Raw genomic sequence first — 10,882 nt, 5'->3', positions numbered from 1 at the left:
GCGCCGGGGGGGGGGCGGGGGACGGGGGGGGCGCCGCCACCGCCGAGGGTGCGGCCGGCCGGTGCGGGGCCCGGGTCCCGCTGCTGGGCGAGCAGCTGGGGCGGCACCAGGACGACGACGCCCGTGCCGCCGCGCGACGAGGGCCGGTAGCTCACGCCGACGCCGTACTTGGCGGCCAGCCGTCCCACCACGGCGAGGCCGAGCCGCGTGCCCTGCAGCGAGGCCAGGTCGTTCGACCGCCCCGACACCGCCTCTTCGGCGTGGCGCATGGCGGCGTCGGCCATCTTCAGCCCGCTGTCCTCGATGGTGACGACGATTCCGGCGGTACGTTCCTCCACGTAGACGTGGACCTCGTCGATGGGCGGCGAGAAGTTGGCGGCGTTGTCCATGAGTTCGGCCAGCAGGTGCATGACCCCCTCGGCCGCGTAGCCGGAGATCGCCGCGTCGGTGGCGCAGTGCATCCGCACCCGCTGGTAGGCGGCGATCCGGCCGACGGCGCCGCGCAGGATGCTCTCCATCACGATGGGCCGGTTCCAGGCCCGGCTGGAGCGCCCGCCCATCAGGAGGGCCAGCCGGTCGGTGATGAGACCGAGCTGCGAGGTGCTGTGGTCCAGGCGCAGCAGGTCCCCGAGGACTTCCTCGCCGTGACGATCCTGCATGTCCCTCAGGTCGGCGAGCATGCTGACGGCCTTGGCCTGCACGCGGCTGAGGGACTTGGCGGAGGCGGCCTGCGCGGCGGCGGTGCGCCGTTCGCTGTGGGCCAGTTCCCGGACGAACAGTTCGGCGCAGGCCCGTGCCGGTGCTCCGCGCGGCCATTCCAGCTCGGCGAGGACATTCTCCGCCGAGGTGCCGTCCCGCAGTTTCTCCACCGCGGCGGGCAGCGTGCTGTTCGTCAGGTGTTCCAGCTCGGCGGTCCCCTGTCGGGCCTCCCGCACCGCCTGCTGCCGCCGGGACTCGGTGTCCGCCGCGTGCCGTACCGCGTCCTCCACCAGGACGGCGAAGCTCTGGACGACCTGCCGCAGGTGGGGACCGGACGCGGGGGCGGTGTTGGCGACGGCCTCGTCCGCGCCGGTCCCGTCGCGCACCTGCTGCGCGATCCCCGGCAGGGCGACGTTGACCAGGTGCACGAGGCCGGCGTTCTCCTGGGCGAGCTGGGCCTTGAGGGCGCTGATCTCCGTGCGCCGGGCCGCGGCGGTCCGGCGCGCCCGGCCGACCAGGTGGGAGCCGAGGACGACGGACACGGCGACGCACAGCCAGGACGTCACGGCGAGGGTGGCGGTCCAGCCCCGGGCGGTCTCGGGTGCGGCCGCCCAGGCGGCACCGGCGGCCGCGGCGGCGGTGGGCAGCACGAGCAGGGGGACGGCAGGGGCGGTGCGATGGGATTTCTGCGTCCGGGCGGGGGTGGGGGGTGCAGACACTGACATTCCGCGGTCCCTCGGGTCCTTGAGAGCGGGGAAAGGGCCGGTCGACCTGGGTCGGCCGCGGGCCGGAGCCGTGCCACCGGTGCGTGGTGATCACTCCGGCGGGCTTGCGGCTCATGCTAGTCACCGGGTTGACGGCGCACGCCGGAGCGGCGACAGACCCCACCGAGGAGCGAACTTTCCCGGCATCAGGCCGATCGAACTCACCCATGTGGTACAGGCGTTCTGCCCGGGACGGGTGAGGACGCACGCGGGTCGCGGGCCGGGCCGGGGCCGGGTCCGCCGCCCCGGTCGCCGAACGCCGGCGACACCGTCTGGGCGAGTGTGGGATGCGGTGGGGCCCGACACCGGTTCGGATGGGTGCCATGCGCAGACCCATAGCCGTGGCGACTCGCCACTCACGCCTGCTCACGTCAGGCGTCATCCTCGCCGCCCAGTCACTCCTCCTGACCCTGTCCGCGGTCCCGGCCTCGGCCTCCGCCCAGGCCGACGGCACCTCGACGCCCGTGCGCGGTTCGGCCTACATGGGCCGGGGCGTCCTCGCCCACGAAGGCGTGCAGGGCCGCCCCGTCGAGACCCGCGTCGCCCAGACCGAGGGGGTGGACGTCTCCAGCCACCAGGGCAACGTCGCCTGGTCGACGCTCTGGAAGAGCGGCGTGAAGTGGGCCTATGTGAAGGCCACCGAGGGGACCTCCTACCGGAACCCGTACTTCGCCCAGCAGTACGGCGGTTCGTACGACGTCGGCATGATCCGCGGCGCGTACCACTTCGCGACCCCGGACACCTCCGGGGGCGCCGCGCAGGCCGACTACTTCGTCGACCACGGCGGCGGCTGGTCCAAGGACGGCAAGACGCTGCCGGGCGTCCTGGACATCGAGTACAACCCGTACGGGGCGACCTGCTACGGACGGACGCACAGTCAGATGGTGAGCTGGATCCGGGCCTTCCTGGACCGGTACAAGCAGCGCACCGGCCGGCACGCCGCCGTCTACACCTCCACCAACTGGTGGACGCAGTGCACCGGCAACTACAGCGGTTTCGGTGCGGACAACCCGCTGTGGGTCGCCCGGTACGCCTCGACCGTGGGGGCGCTCCCGGCCGGCTGGGACTTCCACACCATGTGGCAGTACACCTCCTCCGGGCCGACGGTCGGGGACCACGACAAGTTCAACGGGGCACTGGACCGCGTCAAGGCGCTGGCCAAGGGCTGACGCGGAGGACGGAGCGCCGGCCGCCGGTTCAGCGGCCGGCGAGGGGGTCCAGGATGTCGGCGACCTGCTCGCGCACCACGTCCCGGGCCCCGGTCGGCAGCGCGCCGATGTCGGTCCGCTCCAGGGCGTCGAGGGCCTCGTTGGGGCCCGCGTCGCAGCCGACGGCTTCGCTCAGCACGTCGTAGCCGTCGCGTACGGCGACGCGCAGCCGGTGCCGGCCCTCGCCGTCGGCGTGCACGGCGGTGGCGACCACCAGCGGCGGCGGGCCGCCGGCCTCGGCGGGCTGCTTGCGGTAGCCGCTGGCCACGGGCGTGCGCCAGCGCAGCCCGAGCAGCAGGTGACGCTTCGCCATCACCTCGCCCAGATCGGTCTCGTAGGGGCGGTCCGGGCCCAGCACCGTGGCGCGGGCGTCCAGCACCAGGGCCGCGGGCAGCAGGCAGCGCAGGCTGCTGCCGACCAGGTTGCCGCCGACCGTGGCCGTGCGGCGTACGGCTCCGGTGCCGACCGAGCCCGCCGCCCGGCGCAGTACCTCCGGCACCCGGTCGTCTATCCGGTGCAGCACCACGGCCGCGCCCAGCGTCTCGGGTCCGAGGGCGGTCGCCTCCGGCAGCCCGCGCAGCGACATGGCCAGTTCCGGGAAGCCGTCGCGTTGCCAGGTGGCCCACACGAGAGTGGCCCCGCCGATGGGCACCGCGCCCTGCGCCATGCACTCCTGTGCTTCGGTCACGGTCGTGGGCTGACGCAACAGCATGGCGATCGACCTGCTTCCCGGGAGTCGGCGGTCGGACGACACCGCGTCTTCCGCCGGGTGATCACAGTCACTGGGATTGTCCGCACCGCGAAGGGGGCGCGTACAGGGCTCACTCGTTTTCCATGTGCGCCCTTCGCGCGCCGGGGCACACGCCGAGGCCCGGGCGGCGTCAGCGGCCGTCCTCCTCCGGACGCCGCGCGACGAAGACGAACTCCCGTCCCTCGCGGTCGGGGGCGTCGCGTACCTCCCGCAGCCGGTAGCCCTGTTCCGCCAGGTCGGCCGCCACCTCGTCGCGTTCGCGGAAGCGCAGCGTCGAGTCGGAGGTCAGCACCTCGCCGTCCGCGCCGAGGACATACGTCCACCGGAAGGTGACCAGCGGGCCGCTGACGTCCAGGAGTCGGCACCAGCTCTCGACGGTGCCCGCGCCGGGGACCTCCACGACCCGGTGCGTGTGGGCGCGGGTCCACTGCTCCCAGGCGCGCCGGGCCGGGTCGCGGGTCTCGAACACCAGGTGTCCGCCGGGCCGCAGGGCCTCGTACGCACCGCGCAGCGTGCCCTGCCAGGAGGGCCGGTCGGTGATCGCCTGTGCGACGTTCGCCGTCATGGTCGCGAGGTCGACGCGCAGCGCCGGGAGCGAGGTGGCGTCGCCCTCGATCCAGCGCACCCGGTGGGCGCCCGTCCGCGCGCGGGCCACGTCGAGACTGGCCCCGGCGGGGTCGACGCCGACGACATCGAGGCCGCGGTCGGCCAGCAGCTGGGCGAACACCCCGGTTCCGCAGCCGATGTCCAGCACGCTCCGGGCGCCGAACTCGTCGGCCATGCGCAGATACGGGACCAGGTCGCCGCGGTCGGTGTCGAGCACGTCGTAGAGCGCGGCGAGCCGCGGATGCCGGAAGCACTCGTCAGCCATACGGCCGACGATAGCCAACCCCCCGCCGGGGAACACGGACAGGCATGCGCGCACTCGTGATCAACTGCACTCTCAAACCCTCCCCCCAGCCGTCGAACACCGAGGCGCTCGCCGCCACGGTCATCGCGGCGCTCAAGGGCCACGGGGCGGAGGTGGACGTCGTACGGGCCGTCGACCTGAACCTGAAGCCGGGGGTGGAGACCGACATGGGCGACGGGGACGACTGGCCGGCCGTGCACGACAAGCTGCTGGCCGCCCAGATCCTGATCATCGCGTCGCCGACCTGGCTCGGCCGCCCCTCCTCCGTCGCCCAGCGGGTGCTGGAACGCATGGACGCCATGCTCTCCGAGACCGACGACGAGGACCGCCCGGTCGCCTACAACCGGGTCGCCGGTGTCCTGGTCACCGGGAACGAGGACGGCGCCCACCACGTCATCAGCGAGATCAGCGGCGGCCTCGCGGACATCGGCTACACCATCCCCGGCCAGGCCTGGACCTACTGGCACCTCGGCCCGGGACCGGGTCCCGACTTCCTCAACGACGAGCGCGGCCACGACTGGTCGGTGTCCACCGGCCGGGCCATGGCGTCCAACCTGGTGCACGCGGCGCGGGCGCTCGGCGCGATGCCGCTGCCCGCCCCGCCGTCCTGATCCGCACATCGCCCGCGCATGTCTGCCGGAGCCGATACGGGGCAGTCGTGCACGAGCAACGACGTACGACACGCATGAGGAGCTGAGGTCCGCCATGACGCACGACCTGACCCCGAAGTACACGGTCCCCGGTATCGAGCGCGAGGCCGCCGGACGGCTCATCGGTGTGCTGCGGCTGCGCCTGCACGCCCTCAACGATCTGCACCTGACCCTCAAGCACGTGCACTGGAACGTGGTGGGTCCGCACTTCATCGCGGTCCACGAGATGATCGACCCCCAGGTCGACCAGGTGCGCGACATGGCCGACGACGTCGCCGAGCGCATCGCCGCGCTCGGCGGGGTCGCCCAGGGCACGCCCGGGGCACTGGTGGCCGAGCGCAAGTGGGACGACTACTCCATCGGACGGGCGGACGCCATCGCCCATCTCGGCGCCCTCGACGTGGTGTACACCGGTGTGGTCGAGGGCATGCGCGCGGCGATCGAGGAGGCCGGCAAGATCGACACGGCCACGGAGGACCTGCTGATCGGTCAGCTCAGGGACCTGGAGCAGTTCCAGTGGTTCGTGCGGGCCCACCTGGAGAGTGCCGGCGGCACCCTCGCGACGGGCAGCGCGACCTCCGAGACGGAGGCAGCGGCACGCGGCGCGGAAGTCGCGTAACCGGCCGCACGGTCCCTCGGGGACGGTGTCCCGGCTGTGTGCCGGGACACCCCCCGAGAGGGTCAGCGTCGGCCGAGACGGCGTTCGCCGCGGCTGCCCTGCTCGTAGGGCAGGTGGTAGTGGGCGAAGACCGCGCCCTCGTCCTCGGCGGCCAGCTCACCGTCCGGGTCGATCGCGGGCGCGTCCTTGACCAGCGACTTGTCGTAGGTCACCTTCAGGTAGGACGGTCCGACGGTGGCCTTGTCCACCGGCACGAAGACGAGCCGCCGACGGGTCGGCAGCCCGATCGTGACCGTGGCGAACGCGGGCCGGTCGGTGAGGGTGTCGAAGTAGACGGACTCCAGGGTCCCGATCTTGCGGCCGTCGTAGTCCACGACGTCGAGGCCGCGCCAGTCACGAATGTTTTCGGCTTCAAACATGCCCAGTCTTCCCTTCCGAGAACGCGCTCCCTGTCTAGTTCCCCGCTTCGCCCGGCTGTCGCCTGTTTGTCCCCTCACCGGCGTAGGGCGCCCGATCCGGGATAGGCTGCCTGGCCGGGAGACGCGCCCGGGTTCTCGCAGGTGCCCGGCTGAGTTCCGAAGGGCCCGAGTAAGGGGATCGAGTGTGGATGGCACAGGCGCCACGGGCGGACCGGCCCGCGTCCGAAGCGGCGCCCTGCTGGACGTGGGGCCGTTGTCCGGCCGACCCGGCATCCGGGCCAGTGGTGAGATCAACGTGAGCACCCGGCTCTCCTGGGAGAACGCCCTGACCGAACTGTCCCGGCGGCACACCGACGTGTCCTACGTGGAGCTGTCGCAGGTGCGGTTCGTCGACGTCGCCGGAGTGACGGCGCTGGCCGTCACGGCCATGAACCTGCCCGTCGGCCGGTTCGTGGTGGAACGGCCGCCCCCGCAACTGCCCCGGGTACTGGACCTGTTCTGGCCGTCCCTGCACCGGATCGAGGTGGCGCCACGATGAGCACGGCGACCACCGACGGGACATTCACCCATCCGGCGCTGTTCTACCGCTCCGAGGCCGAGTACACCGACCGCACGGTGGCGTTCGTACGAGAGGGACTGGCCGCGGACGAACCGGTGGCGGTGGCCGTGCCCGGCCCCAATCTGGAGCTGGTCCGCGCCGGACTCGGCACGGACGCGCGGGACGTCACCTTCCTGGACATGACCGAGGCCGGACGCAACCCGGGGCGGATCATCCCGGGCGTGCTGAGGGCGTTCGCCGACACGCACGCGCGGACCCGGGTGCGGATCATCGGTGAGCCGGTCTGGGCCGGGCGCAGCGACGCCGAGTACCCGGCGTGCGCGCAGCACGAGGCGCTGATCAACGCGGCCTTCGCGGGCCGTGCGGCGACGATCCTGTGCCCGTACGACAAGACGCGGCTGGCCGCGGACGTCCTGGCCGACGCGCTGGTCACCCACCCGACGGTCATCACCGGCGGGAGCGAGCGGGTCAGCCCGGAGTACGACTGGCGCGCGGTCGTCTCCCGCTACAACGAGCCGCTCGGCCGCGCTCCCGGCGCCGACGTGCTGGCCTTCGGGTCCGCGGACCTGCCCGAGGCACGCCGTTTCGCGGTCGACCGGGCCGCCGCGCTCGGGCTGACCGGCCGGCGGCTGCAGGACGCGGAACTGGCGGTGTCCGAGTTGACCACCAACAGCGTGGTCCACGGCGGCGGCGACGGAACGGTCGCGGTCTGGGCCGAGGCGGGACAGGTGGTGTGCGAGGTCCGTGACGCGGGCCGGATCACTGATCCGCTCGCCGGCCGACGGCCTCCGGAGCACGGGCAGATCGGCGGCCGCGGTCTCCTGCTCGTCCACTACGTGGCCGACCTGGTGCGGGTTCACACCACCGACGAGGGCACCGCGGTCCGCTTCTACCTGGGCGTCTGAGGCACCTGGTGGGCACTTCGCCGATGTCGCGGCACTCCGCCAGGTGTGCGGAGCCTGACCCGGGGTAGGCGATCGGTCGTCGGCCGACAAGGTGACAACGACGACCGATCCACCGGGAGGGCACATCATGACGACGACGACCGCACAGGCCACCGAGCACGCCACCAAGGACATGCCGGAGATCGCGGACCCGTCCAAGGTGGCGCCCAAGGACGCGCGGGAGTTGTCGAAGCTGTTCTTCGAGCAGCTGACGGTGCTGGAGGAGGGCACGCCCGAATACCAGTACGCGCGCAACACGCTGATCGAGATGAACATGTCCCTGGTCCGCTTCGCGGCCGGCCGGTTCCGCAGCCGCGGGCCGGAGGAGATGGAGGACATCGTCCAGGTCGGCATGATCGGTCTGATCAAGGCCATCGACCGGTTCGAACTGACCCGCGAGGTCGAGTTCACCTCCTTCGCCGTGCCGTACATCGTCGGGGAGATCAAGCGGTTCTTCCGGGACACCTCCTGGGCGGTGCACGTGCCCCGGCGTCTCCAGGAGGCCCGCGTCCAGCTGGCCCGGGCCACCGAGGAGCTGCGCAGCCGGCTGGGCCGCAACCCCACCACCCAGGAGCTGTCGGAGCTGATGAGCCTCCCGGAGGACGAGGTCGTCGAGGCCCGCCTGGCGGCCAACGGCTACAACTCCGCCTCCCTGGACGCGGCCATCAACGGCAGTGAGGACGGCGAGTCGGCGCTCGCGGACTTCATCGGTGCCGACGACGCCGCCCTGGCCCTGGTGGACGACTTCCACGCCCTCGCCCCGATGATCGCCGAACTGGACGAACGCGACCGGCAGATCATCCACTGGCGGTTCGTCGAGGAACTCACCCAGAAGGACATCGGCGAGCGCCTCGGTGTCTCCCAGATGCACGTGTCCCGGCTGATCTCGCGGCTGCTGGGCCGACTGCGGGAAGGCATGCTCAGCACCGCCTGAGCGGTGGTCCGGTCTCAGGCCGCGGTCGTCTTCTTCTTCCGGCGACCGCGGCCGCCGCTGTCGCTGAGCGCGTCGACGAGCTGCCGGCGGCTCATCCTCGAGCGGCCGGCGATGTCCTGCTCGGTGGCCCGCCGGTACAGCTCGGCCTTGCTCAGCTCCCGCAGCTCGTCCCGGGTGGACGCGGTGGCCTTCTTCCGCGGCGCGGACGGCTTCTTGCCGCCCGTGCCCTCGCTCTTGCCGCCCTTCGCCTGTTCCAGGCTGCCGCGCAGGACCTCCATCAGGTCGACGACGTTGGTGGCCTCGGGGGCCTCCTCGGCGACGGCGACCTCCTCGCCCTCGGCCTTGGCCCGGACCAGCTCGCGGACCTTCTCCTGGTACGTGTCGCGGTAGCGGGCGGGCTCCCAGTCGCCGCTGAGGGCGTCGACGAGACGCAGCGCCATGTCCAGCTCCTTGCCCCGGCCCACCCGGTCCGACGGCAGTTCCGGAAGCTCGGCGACGGGGTCGCGGACCTCGTCGGCCCAGTGCAGCGTCTGGAGCAGCAGGACCCGGTCCTCGGCGCGCAGCGCGGTCAGGTACTGCCGGTTGCGCATGACGAAGGTGGCGACGCCCGCCTTGCCGGTCTCGGCGAGGGCGCTGCGCAGGAGTTCGTAGACCTTGACGTACTCCTTGCCGCGCGGGGCGAGGTAGTAGGTGCGGCCGAAGTAGACCGGCTCGATCCGGTCCAGGTCCACGAAGTCGGTGATCTCGAGGGTGCGGGAGCGCCCCGGCGCGATCTCGTCCAGTTCCCCGGGCTCCACGACGACGTACTCGCCCTCGCCCACCTCGTACCCCTTGACGATGTCGTCGGCGCCGACCTCCTTGCCGGTGCGCTCGTTGACCCGGCGGTTGCGGATCCGGTCCGAGGTGCCGCGCTGCAGCTGGTGGAAGTGGACCGTGTGGTCCTCGGTCGCCGTGAACAGACCGACGGGCACCGAGACCAGCCCGAAGGTGATCACGCCCGTCCAGATCGCCCGTGCCATGACCGTCCGCTCCGTCCCGCTCCGTCCGACCCGCCCGCACCGCCCCGTCCCGCCACGCTGCCATCCGGCCGACGGCCCCGCGCGCCGGACGGAGCACACGGGTGGGCGGCCGGGTGACAGCGCGCGGATCGGCGGCGGCCGTTGTTCCCTGTGAGATGTGCGGGACGGCGGACGCACCCGCGGCCTCGGCCGTCTCCACCGGACCGGCGCGCCGTCTCCCCGCCGCACCGCCGCACCGCCGAACGAAGCCGAACGAAGCCGAACAGAGGGACGCCCCATGAGCTGTCGTCTGCAGCCGATCACCCGCGAGGAGCATCTGCGCTTCGTCACGGCCCGGCCTTCCGTGAGCCACCTCCAAGTCCCGTCCTGGGGCGATGTGAAGCCGGACTGGCAGGCCGAGAGCCTGGGCTGGTTCGACGAGGGCGGGGAGCTGGTGGGCGCCGGTCTGGTACTGCTGCGGCCGCTGTCGAGGCTCAAGCGGTACCTCGCGTACCTGCCCGAGGGCCCGGTCATCGACTGGACGGCGGACGATCTGGAGGGGTGGCTGGAGCCGATGCTCGCGCACCTGAGGGAACGCGGCGCCTTCACGGTGCGGATGGGGCCGCCGGTGGTGGCGCGGTGGTGGAGCGCCGACGCGGTCAAGGCGGCGATCGCCGATCCGGAGGCCCGGCGGCTGGGCGACGTGGAGCCGACGGTGCGCGAGCCCGGGGCCGACGACGTCGCCGAGCGGCTGCGCCGGATGGGCTGGCGGCGCACCGAGCCGGGCGGCGAGGACGGCTTCGCCGCGGGCCAGCCGCGCCATGTGTGCCAGGTACCGCTCGCCGGACGGTCGCTGGAGCAGCTGCAGAACGGCTTCAACCAGCAGTGGCGGCGCAACATCAAGAAGGCCGAGAAGGCCGGCGTCAAGGTCGTCCGGGGCGACGAGGAGGACCTGCCCGTCTTCTACGAGCTGTACGTGGAGACCGCGCGACGGGACCGGTTCGTGCCGCGTCCCCTCGCCTACTTCCAGCGCATGTGGCGGGCGCTGACGGCCGAGGACCCGGACCGCATGCGCCTGTACCTCGCCCATCACGACGGGGAGGTGCTCGCCGCGGCCACCATGCTCACGGTCGGCGAACACGTCTGGTACTCCTACGGCGCGTCCACCAGCCGGCGGCGCGAGGTGCAGCCCAACAACGCCCTCCAGTGGCGGATGATGTGCGACGCCCGTGAACTGGGCGCGGCCGTCTACGACTTCCGGGGCATCACCGACACCCTGGACGAGGACAATCACCTGCTGGGTCTGCTGCGCTTCAAGGTAGGAGCGGGCGGGGAGGCCGTCGAGTACCTGGGCGAGTGGGACTATGCGGTGAACAGGGTGCTGCACAAGGCCGTGTCCCTGTACATGGCGCGCCGCTGAGCGGCGT

12 protein-coding genes are annotated in these 10,882 nt (G+C 72.4%); 7 read left to right on the top strand and 5 right to left on the bottom strand.

Features of this window, described 5'->3' with window-relative positions; translation table 11 throughout:
* Window positions 1–1,424 (bottom strand): sensor histidine kinase (locus tag K7854_RS32925; RefSeq protein WP_226030226.1); only part of this gene is annotated, 1,424 nt, incomplete at its 3' end.
* Window positions 1,425–1,786: 362 nt separating this feature from the next.
* Here K7854_RS32925 and K7854_RS32920 point away from each other — a divergent pair.
* Window positions 1,787–2,632 (top strand): lysozyme, encoded by an 846-nt coding sequence (locus K7854_RS32920; protein ID WP_226030225.1) that lies wholly within the window; start codon window positions 1,787–1,789, stop codon window positions 2,630–2,632.
* Window positions 2,633–2,660: 28 nt separating this feature from the next.
* On the opposite strand, the gene K7854_RS32915 is transcribed toward K7854_RS32920, so the two are convergent.
* Both K7854_RS32915 and K7854_RS32910 read right to left on the bottom strand, forming a co-directional pair.
* Window positions 2,661–3,383 carry an FAD binding domain-containing protein gene (locus K7854_RS32915; protein WP_226030224.1) on the bottom strand — a complete coding sequence of 241 codons (723 nt, stop codon included), beginning with the start codon at window positions 3,381–3,383 and terminating at the stop codon, window positions 2,661–2,663.
* Window positions 3,384–3,552: 169 nt separating this feature from the next.
* Window positions 3,553–4,293 carry a class I SAM-dependent methyltransferase gene (locus K7854_RS32910; protein WP_226030223.1) on the bottom strand — a complete coding sequence of 247 codons (741 nt, stop codon included), beginning with the start codon at window positions 4,291–4,293 and terminating at the stop codon, window positions 3,553–3,555.
* 44 nt (window positions 4,294–4,337) lie between these two features.
* Between K7854_RS32910 and K7854_RS32905 the strand changes: the two genes are divergently transcribed.
* Window positions 4,338–4,943: a flavodoxin family protein gene (locus tag K7854_RS32905; protein WP_226030222.1), complete on the top strand. Its 606-nt coding sequence runs from the start codon at window positions 4,338–4,340 to the stop codon at window positions 4,941–4,943.
* A 94-nt stretch (window positions 4,944–5,037) separates the two neighbouring features.
* On the top strand, window positions 5,038–5,601 hold the full coding sequence (locus K7854_RS32900) for a Dps family protein (RefSeq protein ID WP_226030221.1): 564 nt from the start codon (window positions 5,038–5,040) through the stop codon (window positions 5,599–5,601).
* Window positions 5,602–5,663: 62 nt separating this feature from the next.
* Here K7854_RS32900 and K7854_RS32895 read toward each other — a convergent pair whose 3' ends face one another.
* Entirely contained in the window at window positions 5,664–6,020 is a 357-nt protein-coding gene (locus K7854_RS32895) for a PRC-barrel domain-containing protein (protein ID WP_226030220.1), read from the bottom strand.
* Between the two features lie 184 nt (window positions 6,021–6,204).
* On the opposite strand from K7854_RS32895, the gene K7854_RS32890 reads away from it, so the two are divergent.
* From K7854_RS32890 to K7854_RS32880, 3 genes are all read left to right on the top strand, one after another.
* The gene (locus K7854_RS32890; protein ID WP_226030219.1) at window positions 6,205–6,558 is read left to right on the top strand and encodes an STAS domain-containing protein; all 354 of its coding nucleotides are present in this window, start codon (window positions 6,205–6,207) and stop codon (window positions 6,556–6,558) included.
* Window positions 6,555–7,484: an anti-sigma factor RsbA family regulatory protein gene (locus K7854_RS32885; RefSeq protein WP_226030218.1), complete on the top strand. Its 930-nt coding sequence runs from the start codon at window positions 6,555–6,557 to the stop codon at window positions 7,482–7,484. The genes K7854_RS32890 and K7854_RS32885 overlap by 4 nt, the downstream gene beginning before the upstream one ends.
* Before the next feature lie 127 nt (window positions 7,485–7,611).
* The gene (locus K7854_RS32880) at window positions 7,612–8,457 is read left to right on the top strand and encodes an RNA polymerase sigma factor SigF (RefSeq protein WP_226030217.1); all 846 of its coding nucleotides are present in this window, start codon (window positions 7,612–7,614) and stop codon (window positions 8,455–8,457) included.
* Between the two features lie 14 nt (window positions 8,458–8,471).
* On the opposite strand, the gene ku is transcribed toward K7854_RS32880, so the two are convergent.
* A complete protein-coding gene (gene ku, locus K7854_RS32875; RefSeq protein ID WP_226030216.1) occupies window positions 8,472–9,476 on the bottom strand; it encodes a non-homologous end joining protein Ku in 1,005 nt (334 codons plus the stop codon).
* 277 nt (window positions 9,477–9,753) lie between these two features.
* Here ku and K7854_RS32870 point away from each other — a divergent pair, with 277 nt between their 5' ends.
* Window positions 9,754–10,875 (top strand): lipid II:glycine glycyltransferase FemX, encoded by a 1,122-nt coding sequence (locus K7854_RS32870; RefSeq protein ID WP_226030215.1) that lies wholly within the window; start codon window positions 9,754–9,756, stop codon window positions 10,873–10,875.
* Window positions 10,876–10,882 lie beyond the last annotated feature (7 nt).

Source organism: Streptomyces hyderabadensis, from assembly GCF_020404845.1.
Classification (GTDB): domain Bacteria; phylum Actinomycetota; class Actinomycetes; order Streptomycetales; family Streptomycetaceae; genus Streptomyces; species Streptomyces hyderabadensis.
The sequence above is the reverse complement of the archived record's forward strand: the minus strand, read 5'-3'. Positions and strand labels throughout refer to the sequence as shown.

Bases quoted from the DNA above. Each gene is read 5' to 3' on its own strand.
- K7854_RS32900 (WP_226030221.1), top strand. From the start codon at position 5,038: ATGACGCACGACCTGACCCCGAAGTACACGGTCCCCGGTATCGAGCGC.
- K7854_RS32910 (WP_226030223.1), bottom strand. From the start codon at position 4,293: ATGGCTGACGAGTGCTTCCGGCATCCGCGGCTCGCCGCGCTCTACGAC.
- K7854_RS32880 (WP_226030217.1), top strand. From the start codon at position 7,612: ATGACGACGACGACCGCACAGGCCACCGAGCACGCCACCAAGGACATG.
- K7854_RS32870 (WP_226030215.1), top strand. From the start codon at position 9,754: ATGAGCTGTCGTCTGCAGCCGATCACCCGCGAGGAGCATCTGCGCTTC.
- K7854_RS32920 (WP_226030225.1), top strand. From the start codon at position 1,787: ATGCGCAGACCCATAGCCGTGGCGACTCGCCACTCACGCCTGCTCACG.
- K7854_RS32885 (WP_226030218.1), top strand. From the start codon at position 6,555: ATGAGCACGGCGACCACCGACGGGACATTCACCCATCCGGCGCTGTTC.
- K7854_RS32905 (WP_226030222.1), top strand. From the start codon at position 4,338: ATGCGCGCACTCGTGATCAACTGCACTCTCAAACCCTCCCCCCAGCCG.
- K7854_RS32915 (WP_226030224.1), bottom strand. From the start codon at position 3,383: ATGCTGTTGCGTCAGCCCACGACCGTGACCGAAGCACAGGAGTGCATG.
- K7854_RS32895 (WP_226030220.1), bottom strand. From the start codon at position 6,020: ATGTTTGAAGCCGAAAACATTCGTGACTGGCGCGGCCTCGACGTCGTG.
- ku (WP_226030216.1), bottom strand. From the start codon at position 9,476: ATGGCACGGGCGATCTGGACGGGCGTGATCACCTTCGGGCTGGTCTCG.